Annotated in this window: 17 protein-coding genes, 1 pseudogene and 1 riboswitch; of the genes and pseudogenes, 8 read left to right on the plus strand and 10 right to left on the minus strand. The window is 68.8% G+C overall.

The features are described 5' to 3' along the window. Positions 1–12: 12 nt before the first annotated feature. From M8859_RS16475 to M8859_RS16485, 3 genes and pseudogenes are all read right to left on the minus strand, one after another. A pseudogene (locus M8859_RS16475) lies at positions 13–726 on the minus strand (SDR family NAD(P)-dependent oxidoreductase); the annotation flags it as partial. Positions 727–744: 18 nt separating this feature from the next. Continuing rightward, positions 745–879 carry an SDR family NAD(P)-dependent oxidoreductase gene (locus tag M8859_RS16480; protein WP_249644492.1) on the minus strand — a complete coding sequence of 45 codons (135 nt, stop codon included), beginning with the start codon at positions 877–879 and terminating at the stop codon, positions 745–747. A gap of 20 nt (positions 880–899) precedes the next feature. Further along, complete coding sequence (locus M8859_RS16485) at positions 900–1799, minus strand: polysaccharide deacetylase family protein (RefSeq protein WP_159923440.1); 900 nt, start codon at positions 1797–1799, stop codon at positions 900–902. 238 nt (positions 1800–2037) lie between these two features. On the opposite strand from M8859_RS16485, the gene M8859_RS16490 reads away from it, so the two are divergent. Continuing rightward, complete coding sequence (locus M8859_RS16490; RefSeq protein ID WP_159923442.1) at positions 2038–4410, plus strand: lysylphosphatidylglycerol synthase transmembrane domain-containing protein; 2373 nt, start codon at positions 2038–2040, stop codon at positions 4408–4410. 42 nt (positions 4411–4452) lie between these two features. Here M8859_RS16490 and M8859_RS16495 read toward each other — a convergent pair whose 3' ends face one another. Continuing rightward, positions 4453–5136, minus strand: a complete 684-nt coding sequence (locus M8859_RS16495) for a class I SAM-dependent methyltransferase (RefSeq protein ID WP_159923444.1) — start codon at positions 5134–5136, stop codon at positions 4453–4455. A gap of 98 nt (positions 5137–5234) precedes the next feature. Here M8859_RS16495 and M8859_RS16500 point away from each other — a divergent pair, with 98 nt between their 5' ends. Then, complete coding sequence (locus M8859_RS16500; protein WP_249644493.1) at positions 5235–5819, plus strand: TetR/AcrR family transcriptional regulator; 585 nt, start codon at positions 5235–5237, stop codon at positions 5817–5819. 89 nt (positions 5820–5908) lie between these two features. On the opposite strand, the gene M8859_RS16505 is transcribed toward M8859_RS16500, so the two are convergent. Together M8859_RS16505 and fadD5 are read right to left on the minus strand one after the other, a co-directional pair. Continuing rightward, positions 5909–6511: a cysteine hydrolase family protein gene (locus M8859_RS16505; protein ID WP_195069907.1), complete on the minus strand. Its 603-nt coding sequence runs from the start codon at positions 6509–6511 to the stop codon at positions 5909–5911. A gap of 67 nt (positions 6512–6578) precedes the next feature. After that, positions 6579–8150 carry a fatty-acid--CoA ligase FadD5 gene (fadD5, locus tag M8859_RS16510; protein WP_159923450.1) on the minus strand — a complete coding sequence of 524 codons (1572 nt, stop codon included), beginning with the start codon at positions 8148–8150 and terminating at the stop codon, positions 6579–6581. A gap of 342 nt (positions 8151–8492) precedes the next feature. On the opposite strand from fadD5, the gene M8859_RS16515 reads away from it, so the two are divergent. Next, complete coding sequence (locus tag M8859_RS16515; protein ID WP_195069906.1) at positions 8493–9470, plus strand: NAD(P)H-dependent flavin oxidoreductase; 978 nt, start codon at positions 8493–8495, stop codon at positions 9468–9470. Positions 9471–9473: 3 nt separating this feature from the next. On the opposite strand, the gene M8859_RS16520 is transcribed toward M8859_RS16515, so the two are convergent. Continuing rightward, positions 9474–10445, minus strand: coding sequence for an MBL fold metallo-hydrolase (locus M8859_RS16520; protein WP_236565413.1), 972 nt, complete (start codon positions 10443–10445; stop codon positions 9474–9476). 151 nt (positions 10446–10596) lie between these two features. Here M8859_RS16520 and M8859_RS16525 point away from each other — a divergent pair, with 151 nt between their 5' ends. From M8859_RS16525 to M8859_RS16535, 3 genes are read left to right on the plus strand one after another with little or no spacing between them, the layout of a single operon-like run. Further along, complete coding sequence (locus M8859_RS16525; RefSeq protein WP_195069905.1) at positions 10597–10893, plus strand: acyl carrier protein; 297 nt, start codon at positions 10597–10599, stop codon at positions 10891–10893. Further along, positions 10890–15959: a type I polyketide synthase gene (locus M8859_RS16530; protein ID WP_195069904.1), complete on the plus strand. Its 5070-nt coding sequence runs from the start codon at positions 10890–10892 to the stop codon at positions 15957–15959. Before M8859_RS16525 ends, M8859_RS16530 begins: the two co-directional genes overlap by 4 nt. Beyond that, on the plus strand, positions 15956–17830 hold the full coding sequence (locus M8859_RS16535; protein WP_249644494.1) for a fatty acyl-AMP ligase: 1875 nt from the start codon (positions 15956–15958) through the stop codon (positions 17828–17830). The genes M8859_RS16530 and M8859_RS16535 overlap by 4 nt, the downstream gene beginning before the upstream one ends. A 25-nt stretch (positions 17831–17855) precedes the next feature. Here M8859_RS16535 and M8859_RS16540 read toward each other — a convergent pair whose 3' ends face one another. The 3 genes from M8859_RS16540 to M8859_RS16550 all read right to left on the minus strand — a co-directional run bounded on the left by M8859_RS16540 (position 17856) and on the right by M8859_RS16550 (position 19584). Then, a complete protein-coding gene (locus M8859_RS16540) occupies positions 17856–18260 on the minus strand; it encodes an RNA-binding S4 domain-containing protein (RefSeq protein WP_223519610.1) in 405 nt (134 codons plus the stop codon). Between the two features lie 3 nt (positions 18261–18263). After that, positions 18264–18857 carry a C40 family peptidase gene (locus M8859_RS16545; protein ID WP_159923458.1) on the minus strand — a complete coding sequence of 198 codons (594 nt, stop codon included), beginning with the start codon at positions 18855–18857 and terminating at the stop codon, positions 18264–18266. Positions 18858–18935: 78 nt separating this feature from the next. Beyond that, positions 18936–19105, minus strand: a riboswitch (cyclic di-AMP (ydaO/yuaA leader). Between the two features lie 221 nt (positions 19106–19326). After that, the gene (locus M8859_RS16550) at positions 19327–19584 is read right to left on the minus strand and encodes a hypothetical protein (protein ID WP_159923460.1); all 258 of its coding nucleotides are present in this window, start codon (positions 19582–19584) and stop codon (positions 19327–19329) included. A 166-nt stretch (positions 19585–19750) separates the two neighbouring features. Here M8859_RS16550 and M8859_RS16555 point away from each other — a divergent pair, with 166 nt between their 5' ends. Then, complete coding sequence (locus M8859_RS16555) at positions 19751–20932, plus strand: ATP-binding protein (protein WP_159923462.1); 1182 nt, start codon at positions 19751–19753, stop codon at positions 20930–20932. 158 nt (positions 20933–21090) lie between these two features. Further along, a complete protein-coding gene (locus tag M8859_RS16560; protein ID WP_195069902.1) occupies positions 21091–23046 on the plus strand; it encodes an acyl-CoA dehydrogenase family protein in 1956 nt (651 codons plus the stop codon). The last annotated feature ends 177 nt before the right edge of the window (positions 23047–23223 follow it).

The raw sequence follows: 23223 nt of genomic DNA on the forward strand, positions 1-23223 counted from the left end.
GCCGTATGCCGATTATTCGCTCGACGCGAGCCCGGTGGCCTGCTCGGACAGCGTCCACAATCGCCGCGCGAGATCGGCGTCGACCGCCTGCTTGTTGCTCGGCGCCTCCAGTTCGAAGCGGTGGAAGTACCGGCCGTTGATCGCCGCGCCGTCGGCGGTGGTGGCCAGGTGCACCAGCGGCTCGGCGCCCTTGTCCGGGCGGATGAAGAACGGGCGCGCCAGGGGAGACCGGATGAACCAGCCGAGGCCGAAGGGGGCGTTGTCGTAGACGTGGGTGGCGACCACACCGGGATGGAAGGCCGCGGTGGTGAGTCCGGTGCCCTCCGTGCGGCGGGCCAATTCCCTGGTGAACAGGATGTTCGCCAGTTTGGATGCGCCGTACGCGCCGAGCTGGCTGAACGAGCCCGTCGCCGCGTTCGCCGTGTCGAGGTTCAGCTCGGCCATCCGGTAGGTCATGCTCGCGGTGTTGACCACCCTGGCCTGCGCCTGGGTCAAGCGCTCCAGCAGCAGGTTGGTCAGCAGGAACGGCGCCAGGTGGTTGACCTGGAAGGTGAGTTCGTTGCCGTCGTCGGTGACGGTGCGCTTGGGCCACGCGCCGCCGGCGTTGTTGGCCAGCACATCGATCCTGGGGTAGCGGTCGAGCAGCTGATCGGCCAGCTTGCGCACGTCGTCGAGCCGGGCGAAGTCTGCTACGAACGGCTGCGCGCCCGCCTTCGCCGCCACCTCGGCCGTCCGCTCCGGCGATCAGCCGACGACCGCGACGGTGGCCCCGCGCGCCGCGAGCCGCTGCGCCGCCGCCGCGCCGATGCCCGAGCTGGCGCCGGTCACCACCACTGTCTTTCCGGTCAGGTCCTGCTGTAGCTGGTCCTGCGCTGCCATTCCTGCCTCCCGAGCATCGTTTACCTGACCCGATCGTCTTCGGCTCGCGTGTATTCGGCAAGCACCGACGCGCCCGAGCAGTGCTCGGCGATCTCGTCGCTGGTCGTCAGCCATACCCCTGGGTGATTCGCCACGTAGTCGAGCGCCTGATCGAGGTATTTGATCCGGAACGCCTGCCCGATCACGAACGGGTGCAGGGCCAACGCCATGACCCGGCCGCTGTCGGCCGACTCGGCGTAGAGCTGGTCGAGTTGATCGCGGACGATCCGCACGAAGTCCGGTCCACTGGTGGCCTTGCCCAGGAAAAGCGTGTTGTCGTTGAGTTCCACCGAGTAGGGGACGCTGAGCAGGCCGGGTACCGACAGCGGATAAGGCTGGTCGTCGTTGGTCCAGTCGAGCACGTAGCCGAGGCCGAGTTCGGCCAGCAGCGCCGGGGTCTGGAAGGACTCGGTGAGCGCGGGCCCCATCCAGCCGCGCGGCCTGCTGCTGGTCGCCTGTTCGATGGTCGCGACCACGTCGGTGAGATACGCCCGCTCCTCGTCCACCGGAAGGTCGGCCTGGAAGATCGAGTTGTTCTTCCCGTGCGCGACCCACGCCCAGTTCCGACGCACACCGGCCGCCACGATCTGCGGATTGTGTTCGACGACATCGGAATTGAGCAGCGCGCTGGCACGGACGCCGTGCCGGTCGAGGACTTCGATCACCCGCCAGATGCCGACTCGCGGTCCGTAATCCCGCCAGCCGTAGTTCAGCGGGTCGGGCGCGAGCCCGGCGGTGCCGGGAAAGATGCTCGTCGACGGACGGTCCACCTGATAGTGCTCGACGTTGAGCCCCACATAGAACGCGACACGAGCGTCGCCGGGCCACCGCAGCGGCGGGCGGTCGACGATCGGGCTGTAGTGGAAAAGTTCGTTGTCCATGCCCTCATGCTCGAACTTGACACTGGTGTGAGGATCAACCTGGAAGATAGTGATATAGGGCACATCCGCTGAGCGATACACGCCACCACCGGCGCGTCGTCGTGTCTATCGGCCGGTATCGTGCAGCGAACCTACAAACCGGTACGGCCTGAAGTGCCGGAGAGGCGGAGGAGCACCGGAACGCGGGTCCCGCGCCACCCTAACCGGTACGGCCTGAAACCCGGAGAGGCTGGGAAGCATGCGAGTGGACGGGCGGGAGATCCCGGTCACGGGGAGCTTGCTGCAGCCGCTGATCCGCCGGACGAGCGATATCGTCCGCGTCGTCCTGGCGGCGATCTGGGTGGCGGTCGTGATCGCGGCGTCGCTGATCACCCGCCCGGAGTGGCTGGATTTGGAGCGCTCGGTCTCCAACATCGTCGGTTTCCTCAATCCGGACCAGTCGAACCTGGTGTATCTGGTCTACGGCATGGCGATTCTCGCGTTGCCGTTCGCGATCTTGATCGAGCTGATCATCGGCAGGCAGTGGAAGCTGCTCGCCGGCTATGCCGCGGCCGGGGCCGTCGCCGGACTGCTGCTATCCATCACCGGCACCGGGCTGTCCGCGCCGAAATGGCATCTGCAGGTGCCGGACCGGCTGGACACCTTCCTGTCCCAGTTCCTGGACGATCCGCGCTGGATCGCGATGATCGCCGCGATGCTCACCGTCGCCAGCCCGTGGCTGCCCATCCGGCCGCGCCGCTGGCTGTGGTTCCTGCTGCTGGCCTTCGCGCCGATCCACCTCGTGGTCAGCACCGTCGTGCCCGCGCGGGCGATGTTCGGCCTGGCGGTCGGCTGGCTGGTCGGCGCGGTGATCGTGCTGGTGGTCGGCACGCCCGCGCTGGAGGTGCCACTCGACGCCGCCGTTCGGGTGCTGGCCGGACGCGGCCACACGGTCACCGCGTTCACCGTGGTGCATCCGGCGGGGCGCGGGCCGTTGCTGCTCGCCGCCGCCACCGAGGGCCCGGAGCGTGAGCTGGTCATCGAGATGTTCGGTAAGAACCAGCGCAGCTTCGGCGCGCTGCGACAGTTGTGGCGCTGGCTGACGTTCCGCTCCAGTGAGACCGCTGCCATTCACGGCTCCATGTACCGGGTGGTCGAGCACCGCGCACTCATGGCGATCGCGGTCGGCGAACTCGGTCTGGGCAGCGGTAGCCCCGTCGCGGTAGCCGCGCTCTCCCGTGGCTGGATGTTGTACGCGCGCACCCGGCCCCGGGGCAAGCCCCTCACCGAACAGCCCGCCGAGGTGCTGCCGGGCGTGTGGCGAGCGCTCGACACCTTGCACCGGAAACAGATCTCGCACGGCGACCTGCGACCGATCGACATCCGCGTCGAGGACGGGGTCACGCTGTTCTGCGGCTTCGGCAACGCCGAGTACGGAGCCTCGGACCCGCAGCTGCAATCCGATATCGCCCAGCTGCTGGTGACGACCACCGCGACGTTCGGCAAGGAGCCCGCGGTGCGCGCGGCTATCGAAACCCTCGGCGCCGCGCGGGTGCTCGCCGCGGCGAGCCGATTGACCAAGTCGGCCATACCGACCGGGATCCGCAAGGCGGTCCCCGGATGGAAGGCCGCGCTGTCGGACGCACGCGACGAGGTACGCAAGCAGACCGGGCAGGATCGGATCGAAGCCGAGCAGATCACCCGGTTCTCCCGGAACCAGATCATCCAGCTGGTGCTGCTGATCGCGCTGGTGTATGTCGCCTACCCGTTCATCAGCGCGGTGCCGACCTTCTTCACCCAGTTGCGAACGGCGAACTGGTGGTGGGCGTGGTTCGGGCTCGCGGTCTCGGCGTTGACCTATGTCGGCGCGGCGGCGGCGCTGTGGGCCTGTGCCTCCGGTGCGGTGAGCTTCCGCAACCTGGTGATCATGCAGGTCGCCAACACCTTCGCCGCGACGACCACCCCCGCGCGGGTCGGAGGGCTGGCGCTGAGCGTGCGCTTCCTGCAGAAGGCAGGCGTGGGCGCGGTGCGTGCCACGGCCGCGGTGGCGCTGCAACAGGCCGTACAGGTGATCACCCACGTCAGCCTGCTCCTCGCGTTCAGCATCCTGGCCGGTACCTCGACGGATCTCTCGCACTTCGTCCCCGACGCCACGGTGCTGTATCTGGCGGCCGGTGTCGGCGTCGGCATCGTCGGCACGTTCATGTTCGTGCCGAAACTGCGCCGCTGGCTGAACAACGCGGTGCGGCCGCAACTGCAGGAAGTGCTCGGCGAGCTCGCCGACCTCGCCCGCGACCCCAAACGGTCGGCGGTGATCGTGCTCGGCTGCGCGGCGATCACCCTCGGCATGGCCGGCGCGTTGTGGGCGAGTGTGGAGGCGTTCGGCGGCGGTACCACCTTCATCACCGTCACCATCGTCACCATGATCGGCGGCACCCTGGCCTCGGCTGCGCCGACCCCGGGCGGCGTCGGCGCGGTCGAGGCCGCGCTGATCGGTGGTCTGGCCGCCTTCGGCCTGCCGGCGAACATCGCGGTGCCCTCCGTGCTGCTGTATCGCGTGCTGACCTGCTGGCTTCCGGTGTTCTGCGGCTGGGCCACCATGCGCTGGATGGCGAAGAAGGATCTGATCTGAGCGAGCCGCCCCGCGCGTGGACGGGCTCGCCCGACCACGCCCTTACGGCTTGGTAGCCAGCAGAACACCGGTCGACGGACGCACCGCGACGAAGTCGACGTCCTCGAATCCGTTCGAGCACAGCATGTCTCGATACCGGCGAATGTCGATGCCGTCCACTGGATCACCATGGTCGGTCGTGTTGTCGTGCGTGCGGTGGGCCGCGAACCGTGCCATGACGCGCACCGTGGCGGTGAGCAACGGACCGGTCGGATGCGTGTCGGCGAGCAACAATCGACCGCCCGGCCGCAGCACCCGGAACATCTGCGCGATGGCGTCGCCACGGTGTGCCGCCGGAATGTGATGCATCGCGAAAGTCGAGGTCACCAGGTCCACGGACGAGTCGGGCAGCGGAAGCGCTTGCGCCGTACCGAGCTCGAATCGGCAGTTCTCCAGGTCACGGGTGCGCGCGGTCGCATAGTCGATCATCTGCGGCGACGGGTCGACTCCCGTGACCCGGCCCGCGCGCCGGGCAAGCACGCGAGCGAAGTCACCGGGGCCGCAGCCGACGTCGGCGACCTCGGCGCCGGGAGCCGGACAGGCCAGCTCCGCGAGCCGGGCGTCGAGGCGACCGCCGCGGCCGAGCAGGAAAGCGGCCTTGAGCGCGCGGTAGCGGCGCGGCTGGGTGAGCAGCACGCCGATATCGTCGTGGGAGTTGGTGGCAGACTGGAGTTCGTTTCCGGACATAAGTTCAGGATCGGTCGATATCGCCGCGCCGACCAGGGCCAATGTCACCGAAAAGGCCCGGAAGCGGACGCATACGAGACATTTGTTCGGGAGGTGCCGTGCCGGGAGAGCAGGACATCGCAGAGGGCGCGGATCGCCGGGTCCGGCGCACTCGGGCGCTGCTGCACAGGGCGCTGGTCGAGCTCATGGTCGAAGGCAATTACGACCGGATCACCGTCCGCGACATCCTGGAACGGGCGGACGTCGGGCGATCGACGTTCTACGCGCATTATCGGGACAAAGACGATCTGCTGCTGCGCAGCAGCACCGACTACCTGCGCGCCGCCATGTCCGCGGCGGAAACGGGAAAGGAATCCACCGAACTGCTCGCGCCGGTACGCACGCTGTTCGGGCTGGCGGTCGACAATCCCGAGATCTACCGCGCACTACTCGGCCGCAAGAGCGGGACCGTGCTGCTGCGCACGACCAGGGTGATGGTCGCGCAGATCCTCGCCGAGCGGCTGGAGCACCGGCTGGACATGCCGGAGGACGAGTTCACGACCACCGTGACCTTCCTGTCCTGGGGTGTCGTCGGCCTGCTCGGGGCGATCGCGGAGGGAACTCCACCGCTCTCGGCAGAGGAGGCGTACCACCGAGTGGTCGGCCTGATCGGTCCCGGATTGACCGATCGCGCGCGCGACTGAATCGGATCCCGCCGTTGATCAGCCACGACAAGACGAATCGGCCAGGGCGAGCGGCCCTGGGGACTACGCCGTCGCGGCGAGAACTCTGGTCAGCGGCTGACCAGTTCCAGCGCCTGTGCGGCGCTCACGCTGCCCGCCGTGACGAGTTCGAGGTTGCCCAGCGCGGCTTCGTGTGCTTCCGGGGTGGCGGCGGCCACGCAATCGGCCACCGGGTGCACGATGAACCCCAGGTCGGTGCCGTGCCGGGCGGTCTGCTCGACGGTGAGGTTGGTCGCGACGCCCGTGACGAAGAGGGTCTCGATGCCTTGGTCCGCCAGCCACTCCGGCAGCTTGCTGCCCGCGAGGCCGGACAGTTTCTGGTTGTCGAAGACTTCCGTCGGCTGCGCTGCCATCTCCGGAATGATCGCGGTGCCGGGCGAATCGGGCCGGAACTCGGTCTGCGCCGCGCCGACCGAGCGCATGAATCCGGTATTGCGTACCAGCTCACCCTCGCCGACCGGAATGGTGAACCGGGTGAAGGTCACCGGGATTCGCGCCGCGAGCGCGGCGGCGTGGAAGTCCGCCGCCCGCGCCACCACACCGCTCGCCGCCACGGGCGCGGCCAGCATGGGACCGAAAAAGCCCTCGGGCCGAATGACATTCACCTGCCAGTGCAACGCCAGCACGGCGGCGCGGATGCGTCGGATCGCCATGCGACGACCTTACGCATCCACGCCCGCGCGCATCGTCCGATTCACGTGAAACGAACGCACCCGACGTTCAGGACGAATAGTCCTTGCGCAATTGCACTTTCACCACCTTGCCGCTGGCGTTGCGCGGCAGCTCGGACACCAGCACCAGATCCTTGGGATGCTTGTAACGGGCCAGGTTCTCGTTGAGGAACGGTTCCAGCTCGGCGAGGGTCAGCTCGTCGTCCGGATTGTGCAGCGCGACCACCGCGACCGGCACTTCACCCCACTTCTCGTGCGCGCGGCCCAGCACCGCCGCCTCCCGGATCTTCGGGTGCGCGAACAGGACGTTCTCCACCTCAGCGCAGTAGATGTTCTCGCCACCGGAGATGATCATGTCCTTCTTGCGGTCCACTACGTAGACGAATCCCTCTTCGTCCTGACGGACCAGATCGCCGGAGTGGAACCAGCCGCCCGCGAACGCCTCGGCGGTCGCCTCCGGCTTGTTCCAGTAGCCCTGCATGAGAGTCGGCCCGCGGTAGACGATCTCACCCACCTCGCCGGGGGCGACGTCGTTCATCTCGTCGTCGACGATGCGCGCCTGGATGGTCGGGATGGGCTTGCCGACCGAGCCGAGCTTGCGGATCGCGTCCTTGCCCTCCAGCACACAGGTGATCGGCGACATCTCCGTCTGCCCGAACACCGCGACGTTGAACGCGTTCGGGAAGCAGTCGGCCATCGCGCGCAGCACCGTGTCCGAGGCGGGCGCGGCGCCCCAGCTGAGTACCTCCAGCGCGAGCTTGCGGTCCTTCACGGTCGGATGGTCGCAGACCAGCTGCCACTGCGCGGGCACGCAGAAGGCGGTGGTGGCCTGCTCCTGCTCGAGCGCGTCCAAGAACTCACCCGCGTCGAAGGCACCCAGCGGGTGCAGCACCGTCTTCGAACCGAGCAGAAAAGCCGGGGCGAGACTGCCGAGTCCGGCGATGTGGAACAGCGGCGAGGTGCACAACCCGATCGACTCCGGTTGCATCGCCAGCGCCCGGATACAGGTCAGCGCCTGGGCGTTCATATTCGCGTAGGTCAGCACCGCGCCTTTCGGGCTGCCGGTGGTGCCCGAGGTGTACATGATGAGACTGGGCGTGTCCTCGGGAATGTCCAGCGGGAGGTGCGGCTCACCCGGTTCGGCGAGCAGGTCGTCGAAACCGACCACGCCGTCGCCGGAAGCGCCGCCGATCACCACGCAGGTCTCCAGCGCGGGCGCCTGCGCCCGCACCGCGGTGGCCAGCGGCTGCAGCACGGTGTCGGTGACGACCGCCTTGGCTCCGCTGTCGCTGACGATGTAGGCGACCTCCGGCGGCGTGAGCCGGAAGTTCACCGGGACCGCGACCGCGCCCAGCGCGTTGATGCCGAACACTGCCTCGAGGTACTCCGGGTAGTTCAGCGCCAGGATCAGCACCCGGTCGCCGAACCCGACACCCCGGCGCGCCAATCCGTCGGCGAACTTCAGCGACCGCTCGTGCAACTGCCGCCAGGTGGTGTCCACGCCGCGGAACCGCACCGCGACCGCGTCCGGGCGCATCTGCGCGTGCACGGCGACCTGGTTGTTCCAGTGGTTACGCCGCGACCTGATCGGCTCGTCGAGCACTACTGCCCCGGTGGTCATTGCCACGAACTCCTCTCGGACCGCCATCGGCCCGCCGGGATGTCCGACGGCGGCGACGGGCTGAATCGCGTGCAGAATAACAACTAACATAATCGCGCGGCAAGAGATTGCCGTATGAATCGCGGTTAATCAGCCCGTCCCAGTGATCCACTTCGAATTCGAGCTTTCTAGCAGGCCATTTGATCTCGCATGGAGGGGAGGCGCAGCGGAAACCGACCCGGAGAAGATCATCGAACATGCGAACCTCGGCTCACTTATAAGTTGAATACTCGGTGATTCCCGTGTCACCATCGACCGCAACGGGCGAACCGGCACGCCCGCGCGAGATACAGGAGAAGCGCAATGCTGCGGACCAGGTTCACCGAGAAGTTCGGGGTGCGACACCCGATCGTGCAGGGCGGCATGATGTGGGTCGGGCGGGCCGAGCTCGTCGCGGCCGTCGCCAACGCGGGCGGGCTCGGCTTCATCACCGCCCTGACCCAGCCGACCCCGGACGACCTGCGCCGCGAGATCGCGCGCACCAGGGAACTGACCGACAAGCCCTTCGGCGTGAACGTCACCATTTTGCCGTCGATCAACCCGCCGCCGTACGCGGAGTACGTGCGGGCGATCATCGACAGCGGCGTCGGGATCGTCGAGACGGCGGGTAGCAACCCGGAGCCGTTCCTGCCGTACTACAAGGACGCGGGCATCAAGGTGCTGCACAAGTGCACCAGCGTGCGGCACGCGCTGAAGGCGGAGCGGATCGGCGTGGACGGAGTGAGCATCGACGGTTTCGAATGCGCGGGCCATCCCGGTGAGGACGACGTCCCCGGCCTCGTCCTCATCCCGGCCGCCGCCCGCGAGCTGAGCATTCCGATGATCGCCTCCGGCGGGATCGCCGACGCCCGCGGGCTGGTCGCCGCGCTCGCCCTAGGCGCGGACGGCGTCAACATGGGCACCCGATTCCTGTGCACCCAGGAGTCCTCGATCGATCAGAAGGTCAAGGAGAAGATCGTCGCGAATTCCGAGCGCGACACCCAGCTCATCTTCCGCACCATGCGCAACACGGCGCGTGTCGCGGACAACGAGGTCAGCCGCAAGGTCGTCGAGATCGAGAAGGCCGGCGGGACCTTCGACGACGTGCGGGATCTGGTCGCGGGAGCGCGCGGCCGTCGAGTGTTCGACGAGGGCGACTTGGACGCGGGCATCTGGTCGGTCGGCCTGTGCCAGGGCTTGATCCACGACATCCCGACCTGCGCCGAGCTGATCGGCCGGATGGTCACCGAGGCCGAGCAGCTGATCACAGCCCGCCTCGCCGAAACCGTCGTGGTGAGCTGAGACTCATTTCGCCGCGCGGGCGGTGACGGCTGCGTAGTCGTGGCTCGCGACCAGTTCGATGCCGTCGGGCAGCGCGTGTAAGCGGTGGATGGTGGTGAAGGCGGCATCCCGGTCGGCGTCGAACAGCTTGCCCGGCATCGGCGCCTTCTCCCGCAGCAGATCTACCTGCAGCTTGCTCCAGACGGCGTCGCCCGCGAACAGCACGCGGGTGCCGTCGTCCACCGCCAGCAACACGCCGATGCTGCCGGGCGTATGGCCCGCGAGATCGACCAGCAGCACCGAACCGTCGCCGAAGAGGTCTTTGCTGCGCGGGAACGTCAGCACCGGCGGTCCGTCCAGCTCGAAGCGGTCGAAGGCGCGGCCCCGCAGGGGGCCGCGCGCCACACCGGCCGGTGCGTGCGGGCCGCCCATCGCCCAGTCGTACTCGGCCGCGGGTAACCGCACCTCGACCGAGGCGGGCAATTCCAGCAGGCCCGAGACGTGATCCCAGTGCAGGTGAGTCGGCACCACGAAATCTATGTCGGCACCCGCGATGCCGTGCGCGGCGAGCGCGTCGGACAGACCGAGCACCGGCTTGTCCGGCGCCACGAGCAGCGGAATCGGGAACGGCAGTTCGGGCAGCACGCGCTCGTGCACGCCCGCGCACAAGGCGGGATCGACCAGGAAACGCGCCTTCGGATGCTCGACCAGGAACGCCGCCATCGACAGCCGCATCTCCCGCAGGCTGCGCACGCCCTCGGCCACGATGGTGGTTGGCGCGGACATGGTGGCCTGGGTCAGCACGGTGAGCCGGACCGTGGCGCTCGCTGCGGGCAGCGGCCGTACCTCGAGGCCTGCCAGCAGCGCGGTGTCGGGGCGGCGGGGCCGTAGCAACCGGCCCGGCGTGGCCGCCAGCGCGGCGCAGCAGCGCAGCAGGATGGGCAGAGTCGGAGTGCGCTCGGCACGGGTGGCGGCACCGCTGTCCGGTTCGGTCACGATGCCACGGTATGTGATCGCCGCCGGTTCGCGAAAGAGGCGGGCTGGCAGCGCAAACGCGACCTTGCCCCGGACGATTTCTCCGGCATAATCGCGTGGGTACCGTTCTTACGTTGGTAACAGCAGCCGGGAGACGGGGAGGGAGAACGCGATGCGGCCCAGTCTTCCCGACGGGCACAGGCGTGCGCAGGAGAACGACGGTCCGCTCGGCTACCACCGACGCACCGCGCTCACTTCCGCCGCCGTCCTTGCTGTCGCGGATCTACTAGGCGTCGACGCCGCCACGGTGTCGACCAGCTCGCCCTTCACCGATCTCGGCCTCAGTTCCACCCAGCTTGCGAGGCTGACCGCCCATCTCGAAGACGCTATGGGAGTCGAGGTTCCGCTGACCGCGATCTACGACCATCCGGACATCGAACAGCTTGTCGAGTATCTCGCGATGCGATGAGCAGCGCGCCTACTGATTCCGCAGGCTCGCATCCTCCCGTCTCCATCATCGGCATCGGCTGCCGATTGCCCGGAGCGGCGAGCGTAGCCGAGTTCTGGCAGCTGTTGGTAGAGGGCCGCGACGCCACGTCCACCCCGCCCGCAGGACGGCTTGGCTCCCGGCGCGGCGGGTACCTCGACGACGTCGAGTCCTTCGACAACGACTGGTTCGCCATCTCCGAGCGCGAGGCCGCGGTCATGGATCCGCAGCAGCGGCTCGCGCTGGAAGTCGCCGTCGAGGCGCTCGACGACGCCGGGATCGGTTATCGCGCCCGCGGTTCCGGCGCCGCCGTCGTGTTCGGCGCGTCAGGATACGACCACGGCATCGCGGTGCTCGGCCGGGCCGGCCACGACGCCCCCTACGCGGTGACCGGTTCCGCGCTCAGCATCATCGCCAACCGGCTGTCCTACGTGCTCGATCTGCGCGGTCCGAGCCTGGTGCTCGACAGCGCCTGCTCGTCCTCGCTCGCCGCGGTGGACCTCGCGGTGCGTCTGCTCGCCGACGGCACGGTGCCGTTCGCCATCGTGGGCGGGGTCAATCTCGTATTGCTGGAACATACGACGAACTACCTGGCCGAGGGGGGTTTCCTGTCGCCAGGCGGACGCACGACGCCGTTCGACGCCACGGCGGACGGCTACACCCGCGGCGACGGCTGCGCCGTGGTGGTCCTGCAGCGCAGCGCGGACGCGATGCGCGAAGGCAACCGGGTGTACGCGGAGATCATCGGCGCCGCCGTCGGGTCGGACGGGCGCTCGAACGGCCTGTACGCCCCGAACGGCCGCGCCCAGCAGGAGACGGTGCGCGCGGCGTGGTCGAGGGCCGGATGCCCGCCCAGCAGTGCTGGCTACATCGAATGCCACGGCACCGGCACGCCGTTGGGCGACGCGGTGGAAGTCGGCGCGCTCGCGGCCGCGCTCGGCGGTTGCGCGGACGATCCGATCTGGATCGGTTCGGTGAAGTCCAATATCGGACATCTGGAGGCCGCCGCGGGCGTCACCGGGATGGTGAAGACCGCGCTGTCCATCCACCACGGCGTGATCGCGCCGACGATCAACGTCCACGTCGAGCATCCCCTGCTGCATTTGGCCGAACGCGGGCTGCGCGTGCCGACCGAGCCGGTCGACTGGAGCCGCGTGACCGCGCCGCAGCGCGTGGCGGGTGTCAGTTCCTTCGGGTTCGGCGGCACGATCGCACACATCGTCCTGCGGGGCGTCACGCCCGCCGTGCCCGAGCGCGACGAACACTTCCCGCTGCTGCTGCCGCTCACGGGCCGCGACGACGAGGAATTGCGCGAGCGCGCACTGCGGCTGGCCGATGAACTGGACACGGTGCGGCCACCGCTGCGTGCCCCGGCATCCGCCACGGCGCGGCTGCTTCCCGAGTCGGCCCGGGCCGCGGTCCTCGCGCACGATCACGGTGACGTGGTGCACCGGCTGCGCGCCTTCGCCCACGGCGACACCGACGCGGCGCTCGGCCCCGTGGCGAACCGCCGCCGCGGCGGCCTGCTGTTCCTGTTCTCCGGACAGGGCGGTCAACATCCGCAAATGGGCCGCGCGCTGGCGGCTCGGTACCCGGTCTTCGCCGCCGCGCTCGCCGAGACGACCGAAGCGATCGTGGTGGCGGGCGGTCCACGGATCTGGACGCCGCGCCACGGTTTCACCTCCGCGGGGGACGCGCAAGCCACCGATCTGGTGCAACCGGCGTTGTTCGCGTTCCAGGTGGCGCTGGTGAAGCTGTTGGCGGCATGGGGGATTCGTCCCGACGCCGTGGCCGGACACAGTTTGGGGGAGATCGCGGCGGCGGCGGTGAGCGGCGCGCTCTCGCTCACGGACGCGGCCCGCGTGGTGGTGCTGCGCAGCGCGACCCTCGCGCATCTGGACGGACGCGGCGCGATGGCGGTGCTGGAGGCGGACCCGGACGAAGCGGCGAAACTCGTGGAACCGATGCGCGCGGAGGTGGCGATCGCCGCCGTCAACGGCCCACGGTCGGTGGTCGTATCCGGCACCCCCCGGTATGTCGACACGCTGGTGCGCCGGGCCACGCGCCGGAACATGTTCGCGCGCAAGCTCGCCGTCGACTTCGCCGCGCACAGCCCTCAGGTCGCCACCGTGCTCGCGCCCTTCGTCACGGCGTTGACCGAAATCACCCCGCTGGCGCCGCGCGTGCCGGTGTACTCCACCGCCCGGCGCGGCGCGAAGCTCACCACCGCGGCCATGGACCGCGATTATTGGGCCGAGAATGCGGCGGGCACAGTGGAATTGGCGGCCGCCATGGAGCGCGCGGCCGAAGACGGGATCTCGACCGTGGTCGAAATCGGCCCGCACCCCGTGTTGCTCTCGGCGGTGCGGGAGTATCCGGACTTCCGCGACGGCGCGCATTCGGTAGCCCTGCGCGATGACGAGGCGAGCGGCTTTCTCACGGGTGTGGCGTGGTTGTACCTGGAGGGGCGGCCGGTCGACTGGTCGGCGCTTGGCCCGTTCGCCGCGCCCGCACCGCGGCAGTGGCGCAAGCGTGAGTTCCCGCTGCTGGTGGCTGGGCCCGCGAGCGCGCACGTACCGGAATCCGCTTTCGCCGCCGAAGATCTCGCCCATCACGTGATACACGGCGACAGCGCCGTCCCCGCCGTCTTCTGGCTGCGGAGGCTGCTGCACCTGGCTCGGGACACCTCCGCGACGGCCACCTTGGCCGATTTCGCCGTGCACGAGCGGACCGATCCGAGCGCACTGCCCGAGGTGGTCTATCGCGGCCCGGGTGTGGAGCAAAGCGTGCGGGCGGAGGTCACGGGCACCGGGACGCTGGCTTCGGCCCGGCCCGCCGGTGACCCCACACCCGCGGATATCGTCGCATGGATGCGGGTGGTCGACGCAAACCGAGCCGCCCGGCACCAGATGCGGGTAATCACCACCGGCGCCTTCTACCAGGAATTGCGCCGCAGGCGGCTGGAGTACGGTCCCCGGTTCCGTGCGCTGCGCGGCATCGCCGTGGGCACCGGACGGGCACTGGGCCTGTTCGACGCCGCGGAATTGCATCGCACCGCAACGCTGGACGGCTGCCTGCAAGTGCTCGCCGCGGCGGTATTCGACGACTTGCCCACGCCTTCGATTCCGCTGCCGATCGGCATGGACTCGGCCTGGTTGTCGCACGAGCCGAACCGCCACGTGCTCGAGGTGCACGCGCTGATCCGGGAGCGCAGCGACACCGGGCTGGTCGGTGATGTCATCGCGACCGATCAGCACGGCGTGCCCTGTCTCGCCTTCTCCGGTGTGCACATCCGCTACGCCGAACCCGGCGCCGAGGAGGAGCGCGGCGCACTTCGCTCGGCACGTGCCGAGTACGACAACCAGACCGCGCCATTCCGACAGGAGGCTTGGGAGCCGCGGGATCCCGAATCGCTCGGGCTCGGCGACGCGCCCGGGGCCGGAACCCTCGTACGCCGTGCGGTGGTGGTCGGCGCCTCCGACCTCGCGGTGCGGCTCGCCCGCGCACTGGACGCCGAGGTGCCGACCGAACGGATCGCACGGGAACCGGACGACGCGAGCCCCATCGTCACCGCAGTGCTGACCGGTCGCGGCGGCGGCCACGCCGTAGCGGTGGTCTGGCCCGCCGACTCCGGCGCACGCGACGGCGACAGCGCCGCCGCGACCAGTCGGGTCCTGGAACTGCTGCAACTGCTCTCGGCCCATGACGCCACCGCGTCCGTGACGGTCTTCCTGCCCCTGGAGACGGCCCGATCACACTCGCGGCCCGACGAGCCCGGTACGCAGACCTCGGTCGAGGCTGGGGCGATCGCGGGGCTGGTGCGCTCGCTCCAGCTCGAGACGGGCCGTACGGTGCGGCTGGTCTGGACCGATCCCGGCGTCGGGAACTTGCCGCTACTCACCCGGCTGGTGGCGGATACCGACAGGAGGATCCCCGGCGAGCTGCGCCTGTGGTCGGGCGACATAGCCGTCCGGCGCTTCATACCCGCGCGAGCGCGAGCCTTGCCGGTCGCGGGCATCGACGCGGGCGGGACCTACGTCGTCACCGGCGGGCTCGGCGTCCTCGGCTCGGTCGCCGTGCGCTGGTTGCTCGACGCGGGCGCACGAGACGTGGTGGTGCTGACCCGTGCCCCCCGCCCGGTGCCCGCGCTGCTCGACGGCTTGGAGGACCGCATCGTCGTGGTGCGCTGCGACGCCGCCGACCGGGACGATCTGGCCAACGCGCTCAGCGATATCCGAGCGTCCGACTCGGCGATCCGCGGGGTCGTGCACGCGGCGGGCGTGCTCGAGGACGCCGCGTTCGACGCCGTCACCGCGGGTCAGCTGGCCAGGATGTTCCTGCCCAAGCCCACCGCCGCGGGCAACCTGATCGAGCTCACCGCGACCGACGCCACCGACTTCGTCCTGTTGTTCTCCTCCGCCACCGGCGCGCTGGGAGCGCCGGGGCAGGCGGCCTACGCCGCCGCCAACGCGGCGATGGACGCTCTGGCACACCGTCACCCGGGCAGACGGATTCTCAGCATCGGCTGGGGACTGTGGGATTCCGGCCTCGCCGCGGCGGCAGGCGGGGCGAGCCACCTGCGGCGAGCGGGCGTCGGGGCGATCGACCTGCGGCGCGGAAGCGCCGTGCTGGCCCAGGTCTTGCGCTATGACGGACCCTATCTGCTCGCGCTGAATCACACCCCGACCACCGACACCTCACCAGTAGCTCTGCGCTTGACGGATCTGCTCGACTCGAGTCCCGCTTCACCCCGGGACAACGCGTCCGCCCGCACGCCCGCGCCACCGGAGCCCGCCGAACCGCTGACCACGACCATCCGCCGCGTCCTGGCGAGCACGCTCGATCTGCCCGCCGAGCACATCGACCCGGCGGCCGACTTCAACGACCTGGGGCTGACCTCACTGCTCGCGATCGAGATGCGACGGAACCTGGAAACCCGGTTGCGCGTCCGGATCGCCACCGCCGAGTTGTTCAAGCACCCGACCATCACCGCCCTCGGCGCCGCCCTGCTGGAGCGGGTCACCGCGAACACCGGCGACACATCGTGACCGGCGACCGGAGCACCGGGAATGGTCTCGCGACTTCGGTAGCCAGATGGGCGGCCACCAGGCCGGATGAACCCGCCTTCACCGAACTGCGCTTCCAGGCGCGGGAACGCGTGCCGGTCACGCTGACCTATTCCGGACTGCATGCCGCGGCCGGCGCGCTGGCCGCTCGGCTGCGGCAGGAGAGCGCGCCAGGTGATCGCGTGGCCATCCTCTGCGCCCACGGAATCGACTACGCGGTGGCATTTCTCGCCTGTCTGTACAGCAACAGGGTCGCGGTGCCGCTGTTCCCGGCCGCGGGCGCGCGCAACCGAGACCGCCTGCAGGCCGTCCTGGCCGATGCCCGTCCCACGATCGGCCTGCTCTCGGCCCACGACGAGATCACCGCACCGATCCTCGGACCGGCATTGGGTCGCGTGGTCGCTCTGCCGCCGGAACTGTCCGGACCCGAACGGGAACCGACGGAGCAAGTCGCCTCGACCGTGGATCCTGTGCCGATGGCGGCGAGTACCGCTGACGCGATTGCGCGGCACGCGGGGTCGCTGCGAACACGTTCGGCCGCACCGGACACCCGGGCGGTCGGGTGGGTGACGGATCCGGCGGCGGTCGCACCCATCATTGATCCGGTTTGCGACGAGCTGGCGTACCTGCAGTACACCTCCGGATCGACCAAGTCGCCCGCCGGCGTCCAGGTCACACACGAGAACCTCGCCACGGCCTTGACGCAGCTCGGGCACGCCGTGTCGACCGCGGCCGATCGGCCCGTCGTAACCTGGCTGCCGTTCTTTCACGACATGGGTTTGATCCTCGGCCTGGCACTGCCGCTGTCGTTGGGCGTGCACGGCATCACACTGGCGCCCGCGGAGTTCGTCAAGCGCCCCGTCCGCTGGCTGCGCGCGATCGCCGACTACCGCGCCGGCACCACGGGATGCCCCAATTTCGGTCTGCAGCTGGCGATTTCGGGCACCACGCCCGCGGAACGGGCCGGGCTGGATCTGTCCGGCCTGGACCTCCTGCTCAACGGCTCCGAGCCCGTCCGCGCCGACGCGCTCGACGAATTCACCGAGACCTTCGGCCCCTACGGCTTCCGCCATCACGCGCACACCCCGGGCTTCGGCTTGGCCGAGGCCACCCTCACGGTCACGGTCTGCGGCCAGAACGAGGTCCCGGTGTGGCACCGCTTCGACCGTGCCGCACTGGCCGAAGGTCGCGCGGTCGTGCTGGCCGATGCCGCGCCGGGAACCCAGGAGGGTGTGCCGTTGGTCGGATGCGGCGCACCGGTGGGTCAGGAACTGCGGATCGTCGACCCGGTGGCGGGGACAGTGCTGCCCGCGGGCCGGGTCGGTGAGATCTGGGTGTCCGGAAGCAATGTGTGCGCCGGGTATTTCGGCAGGCCGGATGCCACCGACGAAGTCTTCGGCGCCACGCTGCCGGGAAGCGTTGCGCGCTGGCTGCGCACCGGCGATCTGGGGTTCCAGCACGAGGGACAGCTCTACATCGCCGGCCGCCGCAAGGACGTCATCGTGGTCGACGGACGCAATCACTATCCCGCCGACATCGAGGCGACGGTGCAGGCGTGTGCGGCGGAGATCAGGCCGGGTCATGTGACGGCGTTCGGTCACGACGACGGGCTGCGCGAAGACCTGGTCGTGGTCGCCGAACTGGTCACGGCGAGCGGCGGCGAGCCCATCGAACTGTTCACATTGGCCCGGCGCATCCGCACCGCGATCGCGTCCACCCATGAGGTGATGCCCGGTGCGGTACTGCTCGTCGAGCCGGGACGGATTCCCAAGACCAGCAGCGGGAAGCTCCGCCGCGGCGAGTGCAGAGCCCGTTATCTGGCGGGTCACCTGAGTCCGGTGGCGATGATCTGAAGAACGCGCTCTCGCGGGCTTTCGTTCAGTGCTCGGGTCGGCCCATGAGGCGATCGGTCTCGCGACGCTCCCGCTTGGTGGGGCGCCCCGCGCCGCGGTCGCGTCGGGGCATGCTCGCCACTATTTCCCGCGGCGGAGGCGGTGGACTTCGATCGATCAGGCATTGGGCGGCGATGGGTGCGCCGACGCGCTTGGTGACGATCCGCTCCACGACCACAATGCGCTCGATACCGCTGATCCGGATGCGTACCTCGTCACCAGGGCGCACGGGCTGCGCGGGCTTGGCCGTCGCGCCGTTTACCCGGACGTGCCCGCCGCGACAAGCCTCCGCGGCGGCGGATCTGGTTTTGAACAGACGCACCGCCCAGGTCCACGAATCGACGCGGGCCTGGGTCGCGCTGCTCTGGATGCCGGATTCGGCGCGGGCCACTCGTCAGACGATACGGCGTGCGGTGACCACCATGTCAGGGCGCAGCGGCGTGTAGGACACCGGCGTACCCGACTGCACCGCATTCAGCAGTTTGTTGTCGCCGGCGTAGATGCCTGCGTGACCGCCGCCGTTGGTGATGACGATGTCGCCCGGCTGCAGTTCGTGGTAAGCGACCGGAGCGCCCACGTGCGACTGCTCGAAGCTGGTGCGGGGCAGTTCGACGCCCGCCTGGCGGAACGCCCACTGGACGAGGCCGGAGCAGTCGAAGGCGCGGGGCCCAGCTGCGCCCCAGGAGTACTGGGCGCCGACCTTGGTCTTCGCGGCATCGAGGGCGATCTCACCCGCGGTGTTGCTCTGCTGCTGGCCGAACAGGCCCGGGAGCATCGGTGCGAAGTTGGGAGCCTGGGGAGCGACTTCCTGCGGCGTCTGGGGGGCGGCGGGAACAGCCGCGAGTGCCTGCTGGATCTGCTGATTGAGCTGCTGAACCGGCTGTTCCCATTCCTGCGGAACGTCGAAGTTGCCGACACCGGGAACGTTGATGGTTGCGGCCATGGCCGGAATCGCAGGCATGGCGCCGGTCGCGGCCACCGCACCCATGACAATCGCACCCTTGACGGAATTCGGTACCCGAGAATCCCGCTGCAAGCTGTGTTTACCCACCGAGCTACGTCTCCGATCTTGCTGCTCTTCCGCCGACCGGGTTAGCTGACGGGTTCGGACCGGGAGAACGGCCCTACCTGGCGGCCGAAAGTGGCCGCAAGGATTCACCCCAGACGAACCTGTGGGTCCCCGGCACGACAGCCGAGACCGGTTGGCCCCGACAGCCGTTAAGGCGGTAACTAGTGGCGCCGTTTCTCTTACGAAGCGACTGGTTCCACTAAGTCACGAGAAGATTACGGTGCAGACGCGTTGTTGTCCAGCGCACAGAGCTGCATCTTTTCCATAGCTGCCGCGCCCGCGGCGCACGGGACGAAAAGCAGTGGTCTGTGGTCCGGTCACGATTCGATCTCACTCGGGCGTCGACAGGTCACCGACGGACAACGCATCCGCTATGCCAGCACCGCGCTCAAGCCTGCGTTCCGTGCACCGCGCGCTCGAGCTCATCGATCCTGCGGCGCGCCTCGGCCAGTTCGACCTCGAGTCCGCCGAGCGCCATGACCAGCGGGCCGACCGCGAGATCGGCGACCAGTTGGGGATCGTCGTAGCCGCGTTCGATCGCGATGAGGATGTTGGACCGGATGCGCTGGGCCACCGTGGCGCCCACGGGGACATTCCAGGATCTCACCACTTCAGCGAGGCCGACGGGAGCCGGTTCGTCGGACATGCCCCTCCGTTCCCGCGCGCCGTGCGCGCGACCATTCTGGCGAACCGCCACCAGCCTAGAGAACCCACGGCGAGAGCAATAGTGCGATACCGGCCGCTAGGGCTCTCTAGGACACACCGTAGATGTGCCCAGACTATCCGGACGAAACGCGCTACGGTGTCGGGGCATGGACCCCGTGCGGAATCCGTATGCCCCTGGAGCGGGACAGCGCCCACCCGAATTGGCCGGGCGCGACAAGCAACTCACGGCTTTCGACATCGTGCTCGAACGCGTCGCGCGCGGTCGCCCGGAACGCAGCGTCGTGCTCACCGGTCTGCGCGGAGTCGGAAAGACTGTGCTGCTCAACCAACTTCGCTCCGCCGCGATATCGCGCGGCTGGGGCACCGGCAAAATCGAAGCGCGGCCGGACCAGGAACTGCGCCGCCCGCTGTCCTCGGCGCTGCACATGGCCGCACGGGCGATCGCCACCTCGCACCGCAATCCGGAGCGGGTGGACGATTTCCTCGGCATTCTCAAGGCTTTCGCGTTGCGGGCAACCGCGGAGAAGGGCATGCGGGAACGCTGGCAACCCGGTATCGACGTGCCCGCGGTGAGCGGCCGGGCCGATTCCGGCGACATCGAGATCGATCTGGTGGAACTGCTGGTCGAGGCGGCGGCGCTGGCCGGTGACATCGGCGTCGGCATCGCGATCTTCATCGATGAGATGCAGGATCTCGGACCCGCCGACATCTCCGCCATCTGCGGCGCCTGCCACGAACTGAGCCAGGACGCCGCCCCGCTGATCGTGGTCGGGGCGGGGCTGCCGCATCTGCCCGCCGTGCTGTCCGCCTCGAAGAGCTACTCGGAGCGGCTGTTCAGCTATCACCGCATCGACCGTTTGGACCGGGAATCCGCCGACCAAGCGCTGATCGCGCCCGCCCAGCGCGAAGACGTGAAGTTCACCGACGCCGCGCTGGACGCGCTGTATCGCAAAGCCGATGGTTACCCATATTTCGTGCAGGCGTACGGCAAAGCCACATGGGATCAAGCGCCGGAGAGCCCGATAACCGCCGAGGACGTCGAGGTGGCCTCGCCTGCCGCCGAGGAGGAGTTGGCGGTCGGGTTCTTCGGTTCCCGCTACGAGCGGGCAACGCCCGCGGAACGCGAATACATGCGCGCCATGGCCGATCTGTCCGGCGACGACGGCCCGGTCGCGACCGCGGCGGTGGCCAACGAACTCGGCCGCAAACCGGCTTCCCTCTCGCCCGCGCGCGACGGCTTGATCAAGAAGGGCCTCATCTACTCCGCCGAGCGCGGAACCATCGGCTTCACCGTGCCGCACTTCGGCCGCTATCTACGCTCGGTGTGAGCCTGCCCGACCCTCGTCCGGGGCTGGTCGCTGTCCATTTGCTCATCTAACAAGATCAATAGATATTCGTAGATTTATGTCGACCAGCAGGCCTACCGATGGGTAACAAACACTCCTACACTCGGATGTGATCCTGATCACGTCCGAGGGAGGACATCATGGCGAAAGCCGCGAAAGTCGACGCCACCGAAGAACAGGCCCGCGCACTGGTCGAGGAGTCCCGGGAAACGAGCTGGGTCAAGCCGTCATTCGCCAAGGAGATGTTCCTGGGACGGTTCCGTCTGGACCTCATCCACCCGTATCCGCAACCCAGCCCCGAGGATGCCGAACGAACCGATGCGTTCCTGGCCCGGCTGCGGACGTTGTGCGAGTCCATGGACGGAGCGGTCATCGAGGCGGAGGGACGGATTCCGGACGAGTACGTCAAAGGCTTGGCCGAACTCGGCTGCTTCGGCCTGAAGATCCCGCAATCGTATGGCGGTCAAGGCCTTTCCCAGTTGGGCTACAACCGAGCTCTGATGCTGGTCGGTTCGACGCACCCGAGCCTCGGCGTCCTGCTCTCGGCGCACCAGTCCATCGGGGTGCCCGAACCGCTCAAGCTGGCCGGCACCCCGGAGCAGAAAGCCGAGTTCCTGCCCCGCTGCGCGGCCGGAGCGGTCAGCGCGTTCCTGCTCACCGAGCCCGATGTCGGCTCCGACCCGGCCAGAATGGCCAGTACCGCGACGCCCACCGAGGACGGCGAGGCCTACGTGCTCAACGGCGTGAAGCTGTGGACCACCAACGGCGTGGTCGCCGAACTGCTGGTGGTGATGGCGCGCGTACCCAAGAGCGAGGGGCACCGCGGCGGCATCTCGGCGTTCGTGGTCGAGGCCGACTCGCCGGGCATCACGGTGGAGCGGCGCAACTCCTTCATGGGCTTGCGCGGCATCGAGAACGGCCTGACCCGGATGCACGACGTCCGGGTGCCCAAGCGCAATCTGATCGGGCGTGAGGGCGACGGTCTCAAGATCGCGCTGACCACACTGAACGCGGGCAGGCTCGCCATACCCGCGCTGTGCACCGCCGCCTCCAAGTGGTCGCTGAAGATCGCGCGGGAGTGGAGCACCCAGCGCGTGCAGTGGGGCAGGCCCGTCGGGGAGCACGCCGCCGTCGGCCAGAAGATCGCGTTCATCGCGGCCACCACGTTCGCGCTGGAAGCCGCGCTCGACCTTTCGGCCACCATGGCCGACGAGGGACGCAACGACATCCGGATCGAGGCGGCGCTGGCGAAGTTGTGGGCCAGCGAGATGAGCTGTCAGATCGCCGACGAACTCGTGCAGATTCGCGGCGGCCGCGGTTACGAGACGGCGGCCTCGCTCGCCGCACGGGGAGAGCGGGCCGTCCCCGCCGAGCAGTTGGTGCGCGATCTGCGCATCAACCGCATCTTCGAAGGCTCCAGCGAGATCATGCGGCTGCTGATCGCGCGGGAGATGGCCGACGCCCACATGGCGGCCGCGGGTGCGCTGGTCGACCGCAAGGCCGAGTTCAAAGACAAGGCGAAGGCGGCGGTCGGCGCGACGGGTTTCTACGCCAAGTGGTTCCCGCAGCTGGCGGTCGGGGCGGGTACGGTGCCCGCGGCGTACACCGAGTTCGGTGTGCTGGCACGGCACCTGCGGTTCGTCGAGCGTAGTGCGCGCAAACAGGCGAGGTCGCTGATGTACGCGATGGGCCGCTGGCAGGCCGGCCTGGAGTACCGGCAGAACTTCCTCGGCCGGATCGTCGACATCGGAGCCGAACTGTTCGCCATGTCGGCGGCCTGCGGTCGCGCCCAGGCATTACTCGCGGCGGGCGCGCCGGAGGGCAAGGCGGCCGAGGAACTGGCGGACACCTTCTGCAGGCAGTCGCGACTGCGCGTGCGCAAACTCTTCGACGCGCTGTGGGACAACACCGACGACGACGACCGCACCCTCACCCGCGGCGTGCTCGACGGCCGTTACGACTGGCTGGAGGACGGCGTGCTCGACCCGAGCGAGGGGACCGGGCCGTGGATCGCGGAGTGGCAGATGGGTCCGTCGACCGAGGAGAACCTCTTGCGTCCGTTCCTGCCCTCTACGCGAACCCGCGCACAGGCCTGATCGAGGAGCGAGCCCGTCGTCGCACCCGGATGTTCGGCCCCGGGTGCGGGACGGGCTGCTCGCTCACAAAAATATTCGCCTTTCTTAAATTTTTCCTAGAGAGGCAAATATTGCCATCGCGGCACCTCATATATCCCGAAGCGGACAGAGCAATATCAGTGAATCTAGTTCTAGAGC

Source organism: Nocardia sputi, assembly GCF_023501985.1.